This is a genomic window from Caballeronia sp. AZ1_KS37 (genome assembly GCF_023631165.1).
GTDB lineage: Bacteria > Pseudomonadota > Gammaproteobacteria > Burkholderiales > Burkholderiaceae > Caballeronia > Caballeronia zhejiangensis.
Window position 1 is genome coordinate 40,658 of record NZ_JALQDP010000047.1, and the last position, 18,315, is coordinate 58,972.

At 67.7% G+C, this 18,315-nt stretch carries 12 protein-coding genes; 8 read left to right on the top strand and 4 right to left on the bottom strand.

All coding sequences use genetic code 11. The annotated features are described in order from the left end of the window. The first annotated feature begins 3 nt into the window (after nucleotides 1-3). From bcsZ to NCS00_RS32240, 8 genes are read left to right on the top strand one after another with little or no spacing between them, the layout of a single operon-like run. Nucleotides 4-1,161 carry a cellulose synthase complex periplasmic endoglucanase BcsZ gene (bcsZ, locus tag NCS00_RS32205; protein WP_250442182.1) on the top strand — a complete coding sequence of 386 codons (1,158 nt, stop codon included), beginning with the start codon at nucleotides 4-6 and terminating at the stop codon, nucleotides 1,159-1,161. Further along, nucleotides 1,143-5,111: a cellulose synthase subunit BcsC-related outer membrane protein gene (locus tag NCS00_RS32210; RefSeq protein WP_502801618.1), complete on the top strand. Its 3,969-nt coding sequence runs from the start codon at nucleotides 1,143-1,145 to the stop codon at nucleotides 5,109-5,111. Before bcsZ ends, NCS00_RS32210 begins: the two co-directional genes overlap by 19 nt. A 13-nt stretch (nucleotides 5,112-5,124) precedes the next feature. Further along, entirely contained in the window at nucleotides 5,125-6,981 is a 1,857-nt protein-coding gene (bcsE, locus tag NCS00_RS32215; protein ID WP_250442184.1) for a cellulose biosynthesis protein BcsE, read from the top strand. Nucleotides 6,982-6,985: 4 nt separating this feature from the next. Beyond that, a complete protein-coding gene (locus tag NCS00_RS32220) occupies nucleotides 6,986-7,198 on the top strand; it encodes a hypothetical protein (RefSeq protein ID WP_175982192.1) in 213 nt (70 codons plus the stop codon). Further along, nucleotides 7,195-7,962, top strand: coding sequence for a cellulose biosynthesis protein BcsQ (gene bcsQ / locus NCS00_RS32225; RefSeq protein WP_175982191.1), 768 nt, complete (start codon nucleotides 7,195-7,197; stop codon nucleotides 7,960-7,962). Before NCS00_RS32220 ends, bcsQ begins: the two co-directional genes overlap by 4 nt. Further along, nucleotides 7,959-10,490, top strand: a complete 2,532-nt coding sequence (bcsA, locus tag NCS00_RS32230) for a UDP-forming cellulose synthase catalytic subunit (protein ID WP_250442185.1) — start codon at nucleotides 7,959-7,961, stop codon at nucleotides 10,488-10,490. Before bcsQ ends, bcsA begins: the two co-directional genes overlap by 4 nt. 14 nt (nucleotides 10,491-10,504) lie before the next feature. Next, on the top strand, nucleotides 10,505-12,061 hold the full coding sequence (gene bcsG, locus NCS00_RS32235; RefSeq protein WP_250442186.1) for a cellulose biosynthesis protein BcsG: 1,557 nt from the start codon (nucleotides 10,505-10,507) through the stop codon (nucleotides 12,059-12,061). Next, complete coding sequence (locus NCS00_RS32240) at nucleotides 12,058-12,288, top strand: hypothetical protein (protein ID WP_008345789.1); 231 nt, start codon at nucleotides 12,058-12,060, stop codon at nucleotides 12,286-12,288. The genes bcsG and NCS00_RS32240 overlap by 4 nt, the downstream gene beginning before the upstream one ends. Here NCS00_RS32240 and NCS00_RS32245 read toward each other — a convergent pair. Genes NCS00_RS32245 through NCS00_RS32260 form a run of 4 tightly spaced genes read right to left on the bottom strand, consistent with a single transcriptional unit; the run spans nucleotide 12,277 to nucleotide 18,181 of the window. Continuing rightward, nucleotides 12,277-12,459, bottom strand: a complete 183-nt coding sequence (locus tag NCS00_RS32245; RefSeq protein ID WP_250437835.1) for a hypothetical protein — start codon at nucleotides 12,457-12,459, stop codon at nucleotides 12,277-12,279. The genes NCS00_RS32240 and NCS00_RS32245 overlap by 12 nt on opposite strands. Nucleotides 12,460-12,477: 18 nt before the next feature. Continuing rightward, on the bottom strand, nucleotides 12,478-13,908 hold the full coding sequence (locus tag NCS00_RS32250) for an efflux transporter outer membrane subunit (protein WP_250437837.1): 1,431 nt from the start codon (nucleotides 13,906-13,908) through the stop codon (nucleotides 12,478-12,480). Then, on the bottom strand, nucleotides 13,901-17,038 hold the full coding sequence (locus tag NCS00_RS32255; RefSeq protein WP_250442187.1) for an efflux RND transporter permease subunit: 3,138 nt from the start codon (nucleotides 17,036-17,038) through the stop codon (nucleotides 13,901-13,903). Before NCS00_RS32255 ends, NCS00_RS32250 begins: the two co-directional genes overlap by 8 nt. 6 nt (nucleotides 17,039-17,044) lie before the next feature. Further along, entirely contained in the window at nucleotides 17,045-18,181 is a 1,137-nt protein-coding gene (locus NCS00_RS32260) for an efflux RND transporter periplasmic adaptor subunit (protein WP_175982188.1), read from the bottom strand. Nucleotides 18,182-18,315 lie beyond the last annotated feature (134 nt).

An 18,315-nucleotide genomic window follows, 5' to 3' on the forward strand; every position in this document is an offset into this window, starting at 1 on the left:
GCGATGAAGGCTTCGGGCGTAAAGCGCGCGATCGTGTCCGGCGCGCTCGTCATGTTCGGCGCGAATGCAGCAGCGACGGATCTGGCGTCGCCATCGGCGTGCATGGATTCGTGGCCGCGCTGGGACGCCTTCAAACGCGACTTCATTTCGAAGGAAGGCCGCGTGATCGACGTCGGTTCCGCCGACGAGCGCACGGTCTCCGAAGGCCAGTCCTACGCGCTTTTCTTCGCACTCGTCGCCAACGACCGCGCGAGCTTCGACACGATTCTCCACTGGACCGAAGACCGGCTCGCGCGGGGCGATCTCACGTCGCGCCTGCCCGCGTGGCTCTGGGGCCGCGACGACGCCGGCACGTTGCGCGTGCTCGACGGCAACGCGGCGTCCGATGCGGACTTGTGGATCGCCTACGCGCTCCTCGAAGCGGGCCGCGCGTGGGGCGAGCGCAGCTACACGGCGCGCGGCGCATCGCTTGCGAAGCGCGTGCTCGACGAGGAAACGGCCACGCTGCCCGGCCTCGGCCTCACGCTCTTGCCCGGACCTCTGGGTTTTCATCCGTCAGCCGATACGTGGCGCGTCAATCCGAGCTACGCGCCGCTGCAGGTGATTCGCGGCATCGGCGCGAGCCTGCCCGATGACGCGCGCTGGACGCGGCTCGCGGCATCGAGCGCACGCATGCCGATCGACACCGCGCCGCAGGGCTTTGCGCCGGACTGGGCGCTGTATCGCGCGAACCGGGGTTTCGAGCCCGACGAAGAGACGCACGCCGAAAGCGCCTATAACGCGATCCGCGTGTATCTGTGGGCGGGCATGCTCGCATCCGACGATGAAGCGCGCGCGCGCCTCCTCGCGCATTTCGCGCCGTTCGCCGCATATATCGACGCGCACGGCGCGCCGCCCGAGCGCATCGACACGCGCGACGGCAAGCCCGGCCCGAACGACGGCAACGCGGGTTTCTCCGCCGCCGCCGTGCCGTTTCTCGACGCCATCGGACGCCCCGAACTCGCGGATGCGCAAGCGGCGCGCGCGGCGGGGGCATCGGCGCCGGGGTACTACACGAGCGTGCTGACGCTCTTCGGCCTCGGCTGGCGCGAGGGCCGCTATCGATTCGCGGGCGACGGAACGTTGCGCACGGCGGCATCGGCATGCGGAGCGGCGAAATGAAGCGCGCGCCCCGGACGAAGGCGACGTTGCTGCGCGCGGCGCTGATGTCGGCGAGCGTCGTGTGCGCGACGCAGACGCATGCCAGCGAGGCATCGACGGACGCGCTCGCCGAGCGTCTTTACGGCACCGCGCGCGCGTGGGCCAACAAGCATCGCGACGATCTCGCGTTGCAGGCGATCGACAAGGCGCTGCTCATCGCGCCGGACGATCCGCGTCTGAACGCCGAGCTCGTGCGTATCCAGTTGCGGCTCGGCCAGGCGCAAAAGGCGCAGGCCACGCTCGCGCGCATGAAAACGCGCGCGCCCAATGCGGCGCTCACGCAGCAAGTCGACGACGAATATCGCGTCGCGGTCAGCGGCCGTCAGGAAATGGCGGCGATCCGCCTGCTCGCACGCAGCGGCCAGTCGGACGAGGCCGCGCGCCGCGTGAGCGCGCTCTTTGCGCACGGCGCGCCGTCGGGCCCGCTCGGCGCGGAGTACTACCAGATCATCGCCGCGACGCCCGCGCGACGTGCCGAAGCGCTCGCGGCCTTGCACCGGCGCATCGCGGACGATCCCGCCGACGTCGATTCCGCGCTCGTCCTCGCGCGTCTGCTCAACAGCAGCGACGCGACCCGCGCCGAAGCGAACCGCATCGCATGGAATCTCGCCACGCGCACCGACACCGACCGCAACACCGCGCTCGACGTCTGGCGTCACGTACTGCAATCGGCGGGCGCGGACACGGCCTATCGGCAGGCGCTGCGCGCGTACCTCGAACTCGTGCCCGACGACACCGAGTTCAAGGATCGCGCCGATCTGCTCGACGCGCGCATCGAAGCGCAGCGCAAGCTCGAACGCGATCCCGATTACATCGCCCGGCAGCGCGGTCTGGCGGCGCTCGCTCGCGGCGACCTGAACGCAGCCGCGCCGTTGCTCGCGCGCGCGGCGGCCGCCCGTCCGGACGACGCGGAAGCCGTCGGCGGATTCGGTTTGCTGCGCATGCGCGAAGGCAATCGCGACGAAGCGCGCGCGCTGTTCGAACGCGCGGCGTCGCTCGCGCCGGACAACCGTGCGAAGTGGCTGGGCCTCGCGCGCACGGCGCGCTTCTGGGGCACGCTCGCGCACGGCCGCGACGCCGCGAACGCAGGCAAGCCGAAGGACGCCGAACGCTACGCGCGCGAGGCGCTCGCCATCGAGCCGGATAGCGCCGATGCCAAGCTGCTTCTCGCCGATGCGCTGCTCGCACAAGGCGACTGGCGCGCCGCCGAACCGATGCTGCGCGCGCAGCTTGCGGGCCGCGAGCCGAGCCTGTCGGCGTTGAAGAGCACGCGTGCGCTGCTCGAGTCGACCGGACGCGCCGATGAAGTCGAGCCGCTCATCGCCGCGTTGCAAAGCCGTTTCACCGCCGCCGACGATCGCCAAAGCCTGATCGCGATGCGCGCCGATATGGTCGCGAACGAGGCGCAGCAACTCGCCGCGCGCGGCCAGAACGGGCCGGCGGCGCAGAAATACGAGGCGTCGTTGCGCATCGAGCCGGATCAGCCGTGGACGCGCTTCGCGCTTGCGCGGCTGTATCGGGATATCGGTTTGCCGCAGCTCGGCCGCGCCGTGATGGACGACGGCCTCGCGCGCTCGCCGAACGCCGCGCCGATGGCTTACGCCGCCGCGCTGTATCGCAATTCGATGGACGATCTGGCGGGCGCGCGCGCCGCGCTCGATGCCGTGCCGCAAGCCGATCGCACCGACGCCATGCGCGCGCTCGCCCGCAATCTCGACGCGCAGCAGTCGCTCGCCGATGCCCGCGCCGCCTTCGCGCGCAACGACGCCGACGCTGCCGCCGCCGCGCTCGATCGCGCGCAAGCGCTGGCCGCGGACGATCCCAACCTGCTCGCGTCGATCGGTGCGCTGTATATCGATCGAGGCGACGCGGAGCGCGGCCTCGCGCTGCTGCGCGACTGGATGGCCGCGCATCCCGAAGAAACCGATGCTGACGTGCGCCTGCGCTACGGCGATCTGCTCGGCGGCGCGCGTCGCGAAGATGCGCTGTCGCAGACGCTCGCGCAAGTGCGCGCGGAGCCGAAGCTCACGCCGCGTCAGCAAGAGCGTCTGGAGGATCAGGCGTTGCGCAGCGTGCTGCGTCAGACCGACGATGCCATCGACGCCGCCGATTACGCGCGTGCGCGCCGTCTCCTCGATACCGTGAGCGACGCAGGCAAGCGCGACAAGCGCTACGCGTTCGAACTCGCCGATCTCGCGCGCGCGCAGGGCGATTACGACAGCGCACGCGCCGCGCTCGCGCCGATGCTCGCGGCATCGCCCGACGATCCCGAAACGCAGCTCATGCTCGCGCGCGTGCTCGACGACAGCGGCGGCATCGGCGCGCGCAAGGAAGCGCTCGCGATCGTCCGCCGCGTCGCGGATGCCGCGCCGCCCGACGACATCGACACGCGCCTCTCTGCCGCGCGCCGTTTCGCCGCGCTGCGCCGTCCGCTCGATGCGCAGGCGCTGACGCAGCCGCTACGCGTCGCCTATCCCGAACGCGCGGACGTCACCGTGCAGGCGGGACGCGTCGCGGAAGACCTCGGCGAGTACGAGCAGGCGGCGTCGCTGTATCGGCTGTCGATGGAGCAGGAACGCGCGTCGGGCATCGCGCCGGCGTTCAGCGTGCCGGCGGGCTCGGCACGCGCGACCCCCGCAACGTCCGCCACGCCCGCGCGATCCGCACTCGACGATCTCGATCAGCGCCGCAATCCCGAAGTCGAAACGGCGTGGATACCGGCGTACAAGTCCGGCGATGCGGGCGTGTCGCAGTATCACGCGCAGCAGGTGCCGCTCTACGTGCAGATTCCGTATCGCTACGACGGGCATTTCTTCGTGCACGCGGACGCCGTGCATCTCGACGCGGGCACGCTCGACGTGAGCGGACTCACCGATCAGGCCGGCGCTTCGGCGCCGAGCCTGCCGTACACCATTCAGACCTTCGGCACGAACGCGGGCTTCTACGACGGCACGGCGGCGTCGGCGAACGCGCTGCGCCAATATCTGACGAACTCGCCCGTCACGACCGGCGATCTGCATCAGCACGCGAACGGTCTCGGCGGCGGCTTCGGCTATCTGTCCGATGCGTGGCGCGTCGATCTCGGCTCGACGCCGATCGGCTTTCCGGTGCATTACCTCGTCGGCGGCGCGCGCTACAAGTTCGATGCCGGTCCGGCGAGCCTGTCGATAGCGGCGTCGCGGCGTGCGGTCACGAGCAGCGAGCTGTCCTACGCCGGTCTCACCGATCCGCTCACGCACGTCGTCTGGGGCGGCGTGCGGCGCGACGGCATCGACCTGCATGTGAGCGTCGATGTCGGCAGGACGAACGTATTCGCCGATATCGGCGTGGCCGAGCTGAGCGGGCGCAACGTCGCGAGCAATCAGGAATTCACGCTGCGCACGGGCTTCACCGTGCCGGTGTATCGGCGCGCGACGATGCGCGTGCAGACCGGCCTCGTCGGCAATGCCTGGCATTACACCGACAACCTGCGCTACTACACGTTCGGGCAGGGCGGCTATTACAGCCCGCAGCGCTATCTGTCGCTCGGCGTGCCGATCGAATGGATGGGCAAGCGCAACGGCTTCACCTGGGACATCGCGGCGACGGCGGGCGTCTCGAATTCGTACGAGAAGAGCTCGCCGTATTTCCCGAACGGCCTGCCGGCGGTAGCGGGACTCTCGCCGGTCGATACGGGCAGCCTGATTTATCCCGGCGGCTCGACGCGTGGCGTGAGCTTTTCGTACGGACTCGGGGCGACGGTCGAATATCGGCTGAATCCGCAACTGGCGCTGGGCGCGCGCGTGTCCATCGACCATTCGCACGACTATGCGCCGAGCGCCGGGATGATCTACGCGCGCTTCGCGTTCTCGCCGCGCAAGGACGATTACCGCATCAGCCCGCAGCCGGTGCGGCTCTATTCGAGTTATTGAGGAACGGATTGCCGTGAACGACGAATCGAACCGATCCAGTGGCGCGACGAGCCTCATCGCCGCGTTTGCGCGCTTCGTGCGCGCGCGCGTCGCGGGCCGCGATGCCGCGCCGGGCCGCATCGGCGTCGATGCGCTTCCCGACGATCTCGCCGTGCTCGCGCCGGGCGCGCTCTACGCGGTGCACGTCGCGCCGCGTTCGCCCGAATGCGATGCGCTCATCTGGGCCACGGCGCGGGCCGCGAACACGCGCCATGTGAGCGTCGTGCTCGCGCGCGAGCGTGCGGAAGCGGCGGCGCGTGCGCGCGAACTGGGCTTTTCGGGCGCAGCGGCGCAAGGCTGGCCGCGCCGACTGAACGTGCTCGCGATGCCGAACGAAGCCGCATCCGCCGATGCCGATTCTGAACCGTCCGCTCTCGCGCTCGCGCGCCTTTACGGCGGCCTGCGCGCGCTCAAGCGCTTTGGCTTTCGCGCGAACGCGCTGTATATCGTCGAAGGCGCGGAGCGCTGGTTCTCGTGGCGCGATCCGGCGGCGCTCGCGCGCGAAGGACGGCTGTTGTCTAGCTGGTGCGAGACGCGCGGCATCACGATGATCCTGCTGCTCGGCGACGCCGCCAGCGATGACGATTTGGACATCGACGAAACTCAGGCTTCGGCAAGCCGCAGCGAACTGAACGGCGCGTGCGCGGGCGTTGCGCGCGTGCGGCGCTCGCACGGCGAACTGCTGTGGCAAGTCGATTTCTGGCGCGCGGGCCGCGCGCTCGCCACCGGCGACGTGCACGCGTTGCGCTTCAACGAAGCCGGCCGTCTGAGCATCGCCGCGCCCGAGCGCGCGGGCGATGCGCGCCGCGATGCGCGTCTCGCGCCGGACGAAGCGCGCGTCGTCGTGAGCCGCGCGGTCGTCGGCGACGAGGCTTGGGTGCCGCGCGACTGGGAAGTGCTCGCGGACCGCGATGCGGTCGTCGCCGCCTGCGATGGCGCGCGCGGCGCGACCGTCGTGCTCGCGCATCGCAACGGCGCGCAGCTCGAAGCGCTGTGCGCCGCCGTGCACACGCTGCGCCGCCGCTGCGGACGCGCGCTCAAAATCGCCGTGGTCGAACGCGGCGAAGTGCTGCGTCATCAATATGAATTGCTGATGCTGAGCCTCGGCGCGAATCTCGTCGTCGGGCGCGACGTGCCGTTCTCGCGGCTCGAATCGCTGTTGCAGTCGCTGCAAGGCCAGCTCTACACGCGTCCGCTTTTGTCGGATTACCGCACGGCGCTCGCCGCGTCGCTCGCCGATGCCGCGCTCGGCTATCAGAACGTGGCGGCGTTCTGCGCGCAGACGCAAGGCGCGCTCGCACGCGGCGCGGTGCTGCGTCTGCCGCATGTGCTCGTGAAGCTGACGCTGCCGCCTGCGCTCGCTCACGTCGATGCGCTCGCGTGGTGCCGTCCGCGCCGCGCGGGCGATGTCTTCACGGCGGACGCGTCGCATCTGTACGTGTTCCTGTTCGGCTGCCGTCTCGCCGATGCCGACGCCGCGCTCGCGCGCATCTTCACCGTGCCGGTGGAGCGCGTGGCGAAGGACGTCACGTATTTGTCGGACGACGGCATCGGCGCGCAATTGCAGGCGCTCGAAGCGGAGAACCGGCGCGCGCCGTCGGCGGATTACAGCGATCTGTTCGCCGCGACCGCGCCCGTCATCGCGATGGAAGACAAGGCGGATGCGGCTACGGAAAGCGAATCCGTGCGCCGCTCGCGCGCGGAACTCGACGCGCTCGACGCCGTGCTGAACCAAGAAGCGCGCAGGAACGCGACCGACGAAGGTCCGTTGCATCCGCCCGCGCGCCGCGCCGTGCGTGCGCATATGCCGCTCGCCGAACCGGGAAACTGAAACGATGGACACCTTGCTCATTTCGATGCTGATCGGCGTGCTGGCCGGCGTGCCCGCGTGGATCGTCTGGCAGCGCGCGGGCGCGCGGCGCGGTCTCGTAGCCGCGCGTGGTTTCGATCCGCGCGACGCGGTGCCGTGCCGCATCGAGCCGGTCGTGCTCAACGCGCGTCTCGTCCCCGATGTCGATGCCGCGCCGAAGGACGCCTCCCGCCCATGAAAACCATCGCGCTCATTTCGACGGCGGGCGGCGCGGGCCGCACGACGCTCGCCGCATCGCTCGCGACGCTGCTCGCCCGGCGCGGCCGCGCCGTGGTCGCGCTCGACTTCGATCCGCAGAACATGCTCGGCGCGTATCTCGGGCTGGACGCGTTCGCGGCGGAAGGCATCGGCGGCGCGCTCGCCGATCCGTCGCGCAAGTGGCACGAATCGACCTGGCGCAACGAGGACGGCGTGCTGTTCGTGCCGCACGGCGGTCTCACGCCCGCGCGATCCGCCGCGTGCGAAGCGCGTCTTTGCGAGCATCCGCGATGGCTCGAACGCACGATCGGCGAGATCGGCTTGCCGGAGACCGGCGTCGTGCTGATCGATACGCCGCGCTATCCGTGCTCGCATGCGGATCACGCCGCGCGCGCCGCCGATCTCGTGCTCGCCGTGTGCCCGCCTGAGCCGGCTGCGTGCGCGACGCTCGTCGCGCGTTTGCCCGCGCTGCGGGAATCGTGCGCGGATGTGCGTCTCGTCGTGAATCGCCTGAATCCCGCCCGCGCGATGCAGCGCGACGCGCTCGCGATGCTGCGCGCCGCGACCGGGAACATGCCGCTCGCGCAACGCATTCATCTGGAAGCGTCGATGCCCGAGGCATTTTCGCGCGGCGCGTGGATTGTCGACGAAGCGCCGCATCTGCAGGCGTCGCACGATCTGCACGGTCTCGCGCAGCACGTCGATGCGTGGCTGCCCGCGCTCACCGCGAGCGAGACGGCATGAAGCGCGAACCAGGCTCCCGCTCGAACCGCGCGATCGGCTGGATCGCGCGCGGGCTCGGCGTGCCCGACACGCGCTCGGCGTTCGACTGGTGCGTGCGTCTCTTCTTCAAGCCGCCGCGCGCGGGCAAGCGCGACATCGCGCGGGACATGCTGCGCGCGTTCGTGCTCGCGTGGGCGCGCGAGTGGGGCGTCATCGACGTGCGCAATCCTTGGGCGTGGCTGCTGCGCGCGTTCGTGCGCCCGCCGCGCGAAAACGCGAAGCCGCTCGCCGCGTATGCGCGGGCCGCGCTCGGCCTGACCGAACGCGCGCTCACGCCGCTCGCTCTCGCGCTGATGTGGATGAAGCGCCGCATCGATGCCGCCATCGACGGACTGCCGTGGGCGCGCTTCGGCGCGCGGCTCGAAGGCGGCGCGAATGTCATCGGCAAGAAGCGCTGGATGCTGCCCGCGCTCGTCGTGATCGGCGGATTGCTGTGGGCGGTCGTCGGCACGTCGCCGCTCGCGTCGGGAAGCCAGTTCGTGTTCTTCGCCGTGCTGATGATCGCGGCGCTCGTCATCCGCCGCATTCCGGGGCGCATGCCGGTGCTGATTCTCGCGTCGCTCGCGCTGCTCGTCACCGCGCGCTACGTCTGGTGGCGCACGACCGAGACGCTCGACTTCCGCACGCCCGGCGAGGCGATCGTCGGCTACGCGCTCTTCGGCGCGGAAGCCTATACGTGGATGATCCTGCTGTTCGGCTTCGTGCAGACCGCGTGGCCGCTCGAACGCGCCGTGTCGAAGCTGCCCGACGATCCCGCCGACTGGCCGAGCGTCGATGTCTTCATTCCGACCTACAACGAGCCGCTGTCGGTCGTGAAGCCGACGGTTTTCGCCGCGCAAGGCATCGACTGGCCGCGCGACAAGCTCAATATCTGGCTGCTCGACGACGGCCATCGTCCGGAGTTCGAGGCGCTCGCGCGGGCGGCGGGCATCGGCTACATCACGCGCGACGACAATCAGCACGCGAAGGCGGGCAACATCAATCGCGCGCTCGCGAAGACGCACGGCGAATACATCGCCATTTTCGATTGCGATCACGTCCCCACGCGCTCCTTCCTGCAAGCGACGATGGGCACCTTCTTCGCCGATCCGAAATGCGCACTCGTGCAGACGCCGCATCACTTCTTCTCGCCCGATCCGTTCGAGCGCAATCTCGACACGTTCCGCCGCGTGCCGAACGAAGGCAATCTGTTTTACGGGCTCGTGCAGGCGGGCAACGATCTCTGGAACGCGACGTTCTTCTGCGGCTCGTGCGCGGTCATCAAGCGCGCGCCGCTGGAAGAGGTCGGCGGCATCGCGGTCGAAACCGTGACCGAAGACGCGCACACGGCGCTCAAGCTGCATCGGCGCGGCTATACGACGGCGTATCTGCCGACGGTGCAGGCCGCCGGTCTCGCCACCGAAAGCCTCGCGAGCCACATCAAGCAGCGCACGCGCTGGGCGCGCGGCATGGCGCAGATTTTCCGCATCGACAATCCGTTTTTCGGGCGCGGGCTGAACTTCTTTCAGCGCCTGTGCTACGGCAACGCGATGCTGCACTTCTTCTACGGCATTCCGCGCCTCGTGTTCCTCACCATGCCGATGTGGTACCTCTTCTTCCAGATGTACTTCATCAACGCGGCGGCGACGACCATCGCGGGTTTCGTGCTGCCGTACATCGTCATCGCGAACATCGCGAACTCGCGGATGCAGGGCAAGTTCCGGCATTCGTTCTGGGCCGAAGTCTATGAGTCGGTGCTCGCGTGGTATATCGCGCTGCCGACGACCATCGCGTTCTTCAGCCCGAAGCATGGCAAGTTCAACGTGACGGACAAGGGCGGGCGCATCGACGAGACGTATATCGACTGGGCGATGAGCAAGCCGTATCTCGTGCTGCTCGGCATGAACGCGCTCGCGATGTCCGTCGGCATCGTGAAGCTGATCGCCGGCGCGGGCGACGAAGACGCGACCATCCTGATGAACGTGTTCTGGACGCTCTACAACCTCGTGATGCTCGGCGCGGCGGTGAGCGTCGCGCGCGAGGCGAAGCAGGTGCGCGTCACGCATCGCATCGCGATGAACATGCCCGCGACGCTCGTGCTCAACGACGGCAGCAGCATCGCGTGCAGCACGAGCGATTACTCGACGGGCGGGCTCGGGCTCGTCGTCGGCGAAGGATTGCTCTCGCTCGAAACCGGCGACACGCTCGGCGTCGTCGTGAGCCGCGGCGAGCGGCAGTTTCACTTTCCGGTGCGCGTGACGCGCCTTTCCGGCACGCATCTGGGCGTGCGCTTCGATTCGCTCACGCTCGAAGACGAGCGCCGTCTCGTGCAATGCACGTTCGGCCGCGCCGATGCGTGGATCGAATGGGACGAGCGCACCGAAGACGACGCGCCGCTCAAGGGCCTGAAGGAAGTGCTGCTGATGGGCTTCGAAGGCTATGCGCGGCTGTTCGGCGGAGCGCGCCGCGCGCTGCTCGACAAGCTCGCGCTCGATGGCCGCCGCTACTGACAAGAAGAACGAAGATGACCTTCTGGAACCTGTATTTCATCATCAAGATCGCGCTCTTTTCGACGGGGCATCTGACGCCGATATGGCTCGCGAACATCGCGTTCGCGGTGGCGCTCGCCGCGAGCTCGCCGCTGCGCTCGCGCATCTGGCGGGCGGTGCGGTTCGTCGCCGGGCTCGGCATCGGTTTGCCGCTGATGTATCGCGAGGCGAACGTGCCGCCGTTCGGCCGCATCGTCGAGGAATTCGGCAATCTCACGACCTTCAGCTTCGGCTACTGGCTCGAGTTGCTGCCGCGCTTTCTTCCGCCGATGCTGCTCGCCGTCGCGCTCGGTCTGCTCGTCGCGTATCTCGTCGTCAATCGCTGGCTGCGCATCGCGACCTTCGTGATGATCGCGCTCGTCGCGCTGCCGGTGTGGCAGGGCGCGAATGCGGTGCTCGCGCGCATCGAGGCGAAGCCGCAGGGCAATGCCGTTGCCGCAACTAACCGTCAATCCGCGGACCCCCTGGATTACAACGCGACGCTCGCGGCATTCAGGGCGAAGGAGTCGCAGCGACAGGTGAGCTTCGGTCATCTGTCGAGCGATCCGAAAGAGCAGTTCGACGTGATCGTGCTGCACATCTGCTCGCTGTCGTGGGACGACCTCGATGTATCGAAGCAGCGCAATCATCCGTTCCTGTCGCACTTCGACTATCTGTTCACGAACTTCAGCACGGCGGCGAGCTACAGCGGCCCGGCGGCGATTCGCGTGCTGCGCGCGTCGTGCGGACAGGAAGCGCACGCCGATCTGTACAAGGATGCGCCCGCGCAGTGTCATCTGATGGCCGATCTTGCGCAGGCCGGCTACACGCCGCAGGTCACGTTCAATCACGACGGCCACTTCGACAACTTCACGCAGCTCGTGAAGGAGAACATCGGCGTGCCGAACGTGCCTTTCGTGCCGAACACGGCCGCGCCCGTCGCGATGCACGCGTTCGACGGCTCGCCGATCATGGACGATTACGGCACGCTCGCGAACTGGTACGCAGAGCGCGCGCGGGAGCCGGGACCGGTCGCGCTGTACTACAACACGATCAGCCTGCACGACGGCAACCGCCTGCCGAACAACAAGATGACGAGCCTCGAGTCGTATCCGCTGCGCGTGGCGAAGCTGATGAGCGATTTCGACAAGTTCGCCGATCTGATCCAGCAATCGGGGCGGCGCGCGGTGATCGTGTTCGTGCCCGAGCACGGCGCGGCGCTGCGCGGCGACGCCAATCAGGTCGCGGGCCTGCGCGAGATTCCGACGCCGAGCGTGATCCACGGGCCGGTGGGCGTGCGGCTCGTCGGCTTCACGGGCAATCACGGCGCGACGACCGTCATCGATCAGCCGACCGGGCATCTCGCCATCGCGCAATTGCTGTCGAACCTCGTGTCGAACAGTCCGTTCAAGGCGGGCGTCACGCTGTCGCAATACGCGGCCAATCTGCCGCAGACGCCGATGATCGGCGAGAACGAAGGCACCGTCACGATGAAGACCGCGACGGGCTATGTCGTGAAGACGCCGGACGGCGTATGGGTGGATCAGAAATGAACACGCTGAACAAGGAAGCGCGCGACCGGCATGATGTCGTCGCGCTTGCGGAGCGCGTCGCCGGTCTCGACGCCGCGCGCTATTTCGATGCCGAAGCCGACGAGGAATTGCGCGCGGCGGTGACGCGCTGGCCGGTGCTCGCGCGGCTGATGGCGCTCGCGCCCGTCAGCGCCGACGACGATCAGCGCGCGATGAGCGGTTGCGCGACGGCGCCGTCATCGGCGTGATCGCGCGGGCGTCGATGGGCCGGAATCGCTCGTGTCGTACAGACGTTCCGGAATGAACAACGTGCCGATGCCGCTCGGAATGAACACCGCGCCGACGAGCAGAAAGCTCACGCCGAACGAGAACTGCGTCGCGATATGGCCGAGCGCGACAGGCGACGGCCCTCGCAGCACGAATGAAGCGCGTTCGGACTATTTCGCCGCCGTCTCCTGCACTTGCGCATCCTTGCGCCAGCCGCCGCCCAGCGCCGTATAGAGCGTCACCATGTTGGTCTGTTGCGCGGCGCGGTCGGTCACGAGCTGGGTCTGCGCGCTGAACAGCGTGCGCTGCGCCGTGAGCAAAGTGAGGAAGCTGTCCAGGCCGCCGCGATAGCGCGCATTGGCGATGTCGTAGTACTGCTGCGCGGCATCGACATACTGAAGGTCCGCGGCGGTCTGATCGACATACGTGGCGCGCGCCGCGAGCGCGTTCGACACCTCCTTGAAGGCGGTCTGGATCGTGCCTTCGTACGCCGCGACGTAGATGTTCTTCGAGATCGTCGCGGAGTCGAGCGAGGCGCGCAGACTGCCGAACTGGAAGATCGGCACGCTGATCGACGGCTCGAACGCCCACGCGCCCGAACCCGCCTTGAAGAGCGACGACAGCCCGTTGCTCGCGACGCCGCCCGTCGCGGTCAGCGAGACGGTCGGGAAGAACGCCGCGCGCGCCGCACCGATATACGCGTTCGCGGACTTCAACGCATGTTCCGCCTCGATGATGTCGGGCCGCTCCGTCAAGAGCGTCGAAGGCAGGCCCTCGGGCACGGCGGCGAAGAGCGGTTCGTCGGGCAAGGCGCGATCGTCGGGGAAGCCGTCGGGCAACGGGCAGCCGATCACCGCGATCAGGTTGTTGCGATCCTGCTCCACCGCGCGCCGATACGCGGCGAGATTCGCCATTGCGCTCGTCAGCGATGTGCGCGCGGACTGCACGTCTTCCATCGAGCCGCTGCCGAGATTGGCCGCGCGCAGCGTCGTCTCGTAGGTGTCGCGATACGAAGCCACCGTGCGTTCCGTCACGTCGAGCAGGGCGCGATCCGCGAGCCATGTCAGATAGTCGCCCGCCGTGGTCGAGATGAGGCTGATCTGCGTGCTGCGGCGCGCCGCGTCCGTCGACAGATACTGCTCCAGCGCCTGATCCTTCAGGCTGCGGATGCGGCCGAAGAAGTCGATTTCCCACGCGCTCGTGCCGAGTTCGAGGCTGGTGGATTTCGTCGTCACGCCCGACTGGTGCGACGCGCTATGCGTGCCCGTCGCCGTGATCGACGGCCCCAGTTCCGCGCGCACGATCCGATACTCCGCCTCGTATTGCGCGACCTTCAGCGCTGCTTGCCGCAAGTCGCGGTTGTTCGTCAGCGCAAGCTCGATCAACTGACGCAGATACGGATCCCGCACGAACGAGCGCCAGTCGGACAGCAGGTCGGCAGCCGATGCCTGTTGTTGCGCGCTCGTCGATTCGTACTGCGGATAGGACGCGGGCATCGGTGCGGCGGGCCGCTCGTAGTGAGGCTCGAGCGTGCACGCGCCGAGCGCGAAAACCGTCAGCGTCGCCGCGACGATGCGGCAGACAGCGAAGCGCTTATTCATGAGCGGCTCCTTCCTTCTTCCTGTTTCCGAAGCCCCGAATCAGCACGAAAAATACTGGCACGAAGACGATGGCGAGCAGCGTCGCGGCAATCACGCCGCCAAGCACGCCGTTGCCGAGACTCTCGCGGCTCGATGCGCCCGCGCCGCTCGCGAACGCCATCGGCAGCACGCCGAAGCCGAAGGCGAGCGAGGTCATCACGATGGGCCGCAAGCGCAGATGCGCCGCTTCGATCGCCGCCTGACGCACGCTGTGACCGCGCTCGTGCAGGGACTTCGCGTACTCGACGATCAGGATCGCGTTCTTGGTCGCGAGTCCGATGGTCGTCAGCAAGCCGACCTTGAAATAGATGTCGTCGGTGAAGCCGCGCAGATGCGCCGCGACCAGTGCCCCGACGATGCCGAGCGGCACGACGAGGATCACCGAGAACGGCACGGACCAGCTTTCGTACAGACCCGCGAGACAGAGGAACACGACGATCAGCGAAAGCGCATAGAGATACGTCGCCTGCGAGCCCGCGAGCTTCTCCTGATACGACTGGCCGGTCCACTCCATCGCAATGCCTTGCGGCAACTGCGCGACGAGCGCTTCGATCGCGTTCATCGTGTCGCCGCTGCTGACGCCTTGCGGGCTTTGCGCGGTCATCTCCATCGAAAGGCTGCGGTTGTAGCGTTCGACTTGCGGAGAACCGGTCGTCCAGTGGCCCGAGGCGAACGACGAGAACGGCACCATCTTGCCGTCGTAGCTGGTCGTGCTCGTCGTCGTATTGCTCGATGTCACGAACCATTTGCCGATATCGGCGGGCATCATGCGGTATTGCGGCAGCGCCTGAACATAGACCTTCTGGATGCGCCCCGTGTCCACGTAGTTGTTCACGTAGGTCGAGCCAAACGCGGTCTGCAGCGTGTCGTTGATATTGGAAGCGCTGACGCCGAGCGCCGACGCCTTCAGGTAATCGATATCCACGGCGTACTGCGGCACGTCGGCCATGCCGGCGGGACGCATACCGGTGATCTTCGGATCCTTCGCGGCAAGAGCCAGGAGCTTGTTTCTCGCGGCGACAAGCTGATCGTGACCCAGACCGGCCATGTCCTTCAGTTCGAAATCGACACCGCTGTAACTGCCGAGACCTTGCACGGCGGGCGGATTCATCACGAAGACCTGTCCGGCGCGCAAGCTGCGAAAGTGCGCGTTCGCGGCGCCGACGATCTCCGCCGCGGACTGGCCTTTGCCCTTGCGATCCTTCCAGTCCTTGAGCTTGACCATCGCCATCGCCATGTTCTGTCCGCTGCCCGACACGCTGAAGCCATCGAGCATGACGACGTTCTCCACTTCGGGAAGCGCCGTGAAATACGACTCGACCTGCTTCTCCACGACGTTCGCCTGCACGCTCGAGCTGCCCGCGGGCAGATTGACGATGGTCATCAGCGTGCCCTGATCCTCATCCGGCAGGAACGACGATGGAAGCTGCCAGTACAGCAGCGCGGCCACGCCGCAGATCGCGGCATACGCGGCCATCCAGCGCAGCGGGCGCGCAACGAGGCGCGTCACTACACGCTCGTAACGGCGCGTGCCGCCTTCGAATGTGCGCTCGAACCACGCGAAGAAGCCGCGCCGCTGATGTTGCGGATCGACCGGGCGCAGCAGCGTCGCGCACAGCGCGGGCGTGAGCGTCAGCGCGAGCAGCACCGAGAGCACCATCGCCGATGTGATCGTGAGCGAGAACTGACGATAGATCTCGCCCGTCGAGCCCGACATGAACGCCATCGGAATGAACACGGCCGTCAGCACGGCGGTGACGCCGATCAATGCGCCGCCGATCTCGCCCATCGCCTTGATGGTCGCATCGAGCGGCGACAGGCCTTCGTTCAGCAACCGCTCGACGTTCTCGACCACGACGATCGCGTCATCGACCAGAAGACCGATGGCCAGCACCAGCGCGAACAGCGACAGCACGTTGATGGTGAAGCCGACCGCGGCGATCAGCGCGAACGTGCCGAGCAGCGCGACCGGCACGACGATGGTCGGAATGAGCGTCGCGCGCAGGTTGCCGAGGAACAGGTACATCACGAGGAACACGAGCACGACGGCTTCGAAGAGTGTCGTGATGACCTCGGAGATGGACGCGGATACGAAAGGCGTCGTGTCGTGCGGAACGCTCAGTTGCACGCCGCCCGGCATCTGCTTCTGCAACACCGCGAGTTGCGCGCGCACGGCCTTCGCGACCGACAGCGCGTTCGCGCCGCTTGCGAGCATGATGCCCATCGCGGCGGCGGGCTTGCCGTTCAGACGCGACGTCATGTCGTAGGAGTCGCCGCCGACTTCGACCGTGCCGACATCCTTCAGATACACGCGCGAGCCGTCCTGATTGACGCGCAGGAGAATGTTGGCGAACTCGTCCGAAGTCTTGAGAAAGCCGCGCGTCACGATGGTCGCGTTGATGGCTTGCGTCTTCGTCTGCGGTGCGCCGCCGATCTGCCCGACGGAAAGCTGCGCGTTCTGACTGTCGATGGCGGTCGTGACATCGCTCGGCATCAGGCCGACGCTGCGCAGCTTGACGGGATCGAGCCACACGCGCATCGAGTGCTGCGCGCTGAAGAGCGTCACTTGCCCGACGCCGCTGATTTGCGTGAGCGGATCCTGCACCCGCGTCGCGAGCAGATTGCCGAGATCGACGGTGTTCATGCGGCCGTCCGTGGACGTGACCGATACGACCATCAGGATGTTGCCCGCGGTCTTGCTGACCTGAATGCCCTGTTGCTGAACGGCGCTCGGCAGCGATGCGTTCGCTTCCTGCACCTTGTTCTGCACCTGCATCGCGGCGACGTCCGCGTTGGTGCCCGACTTGAACGTCAGCGTGATGGTCGCCGTGCCCGCCGAACTGCTCGTCGACGACATGTACATCAGATTGTCGATGCCCGTCATGTCCTGCTCGATCACCTGCGTGACCGTGGTGGCGAGCGTATCGGCGGATGCGCCCGGATAGGTCGCGGTGATGCGGATCGACGGCGGCGCGACGTTCGGATATTGCTCGACGGACAGCGTGCGGATCGAGAGCGCGCCGATCAGCATCACGACGATGGCGATGACCCATGCGAGCACGGGCCGGTGAATGAAGAAACGGGAGAGCATCGTGCGTCAGTCTCCCTTGGCGAGCTGCGCTTGCGCATCGCGTTCGACGGGCGAGACCTTCATGCCCGCGCTCACCGCCTGCAGATTGTCGGTGGCGATGCGCTCGCCCGCGCGCAGGCCGCGCGTCACGATCCAGTCGTTGCCGTGCGCCGTATCGGCGGTGACGGTGCGGCTTTCGACGACGTTCTGCGCGTTCACGACGAGCACGGTCGAGGTGCCGCCCGCGCCGCGATTCACGAGCGTTTGCGGCACGAGAATCGCGTCCTGCTCGCCTTCGTCGAGTTGCGCCTGCACGAACATGCCCGGCAGAAGCTGATGCTCCGGGTTCGGAATCGATGCCCGCAGCGTGATCGAGCCGGTGGTCTGATCGACGGTGACATCGGAGAAGAGCAGCGTGCCGGTATGCGCGTAGGTCGCGCCGTCTTCGGTCTGCACCGTGACCTTGCTCGTGCCGGGCTTCAGCGCGCCGGACGCGATGGCCTTCGAGAGCCGCAGCGCTTCGGTGCTGGAGCGCGTGACGTCGAGGTAGAGCGTGTCCATCGACTGGATGGTCGTGAGCGCCGTCGATTGTCCCGACGTGACGAGCGCGCCGACCGTCACCGCCGACTTGCCGATCTTGCCGCTGATCGGCGCGACGATGCGCGTGCGCGCCAGATTCACGCGCGCGGTTTCGAGCGAGCCGCGATCCGTGACGATATCGGCGCGTGCCTCGTCGGCGGCGGCGGCGTAGTTCTCCACGTCCTGCGCGCTCACGCTCTTGATCTTGAAGAGTTCCTGATAGCGCTTCGCCGTGACGTCGGCGGCCTTCGACGTGGCGATCGCCTTTTGCAGCGTGCCGAGCGCGGTGTCGTACGCGGCCTGGTAGCTCGCGGCATCGAGTTGATAAAGCGGCTGGCCGGCCTTGACCGTCGAGCCTTCGACGAAAAGCCGCTTGGTCACGATGCCATCGACTTGCGGGCGCACGTCGGCGACTTCGACCGACGAGAGGCGTCCGGACAGATCGTCCACGATGTCGATGCGCTGCGCCTTCAGCGTCATCACGCTGACTTCGGGCGCATTCGCCGCGGGTGGCGCGCCGGCGGCGGCGGATTTCTCGCCGCACGCGGACAGCGCGAAGGCGGCGGCCGCGACGAGCGCGAGCATTCGCGCGAGCGGGGCATGGGCAAACGGCGGGGCAAAAGCGTATTCGTTGTCTGGCATGTCGGAAGTGGAAGGGCTGGCGTCGCGCGGGAGTTCATCGCTTGATCGGGGAATGCGATTCCCGCCGCCGTGCATCG

Bases quoted from the DNA above. Each gene is read 5' to 3' on its own strand.
- NCS00_RS32260 (WP_175982188.1), bottom strand. From the start codon at position 18,181: ATGCTCGCGCTCGTCGCGGCCGCCGCCTTCGCGCTGTCCGCGTGCGGC.
- bcsG (WP_250442186.1), top strand. From the start codon at position 10,505: ATGACCTTCTGGAACCTGTATTTCATCATCAAGATCGCGCTCTTTTCG.
- bcsA (WP_250442185.1), top strand. From the start codon at position 7,959: ATGAAGCGCGAACCAGGCTCCCGCTCGAACCGCGCGATCGGCTGGATC.
- bcsZ (WP_250442182.1), top strand. From the start codon at position 4: ATGAAGGCTTCGGGCGTAAAGCGCGCGATCGTGTCCGGCGCGCTCGTC.
- NCS00_RS32250 (WP_250437837.1), bottom strand. From the start codon at position 13,908: ATGAATAAGCGCTTCGCTGTCTGCCGCATCGTCGCGGCGACGCTGACG.
- bcsQ (WP_175982191.1), top strand. From the start codon at position 7,195: ATGAAAACCATCGCGCTCATTTCGACGGCGGGCGGCGCGGGCCGCACG.
- NCS00_RS32210 (WP_502801618.1), top strand. From the start codon at position 1,143: ATGCGGAGCGGCGAAATGAAGCGCGCGCCCCGGACGAAGGCGACGTTG.
- NCS00_RS32220 (WP_175982192.1), top strand. From the start codon at position 6,986: ATGGACACCTTGCTCATTTCGATGCTGATCGGCGTGCTGGCCGGCGTG.
- NCS00_RS32240 (WP_008345789.1), top strand. From the start codon at position 12,058: ATGAACACGCTGAACAAGGAAGCGCGCGACCGGCATGATGTCGTCGCG.
- NCS00_RS32255 (WP_250442187.1), bottom strand. From the start codon at position 17,038: ATGCTCTCCCGTTTCTTCATTCACCGGCCCGTGCTCGCATGGGTCATC.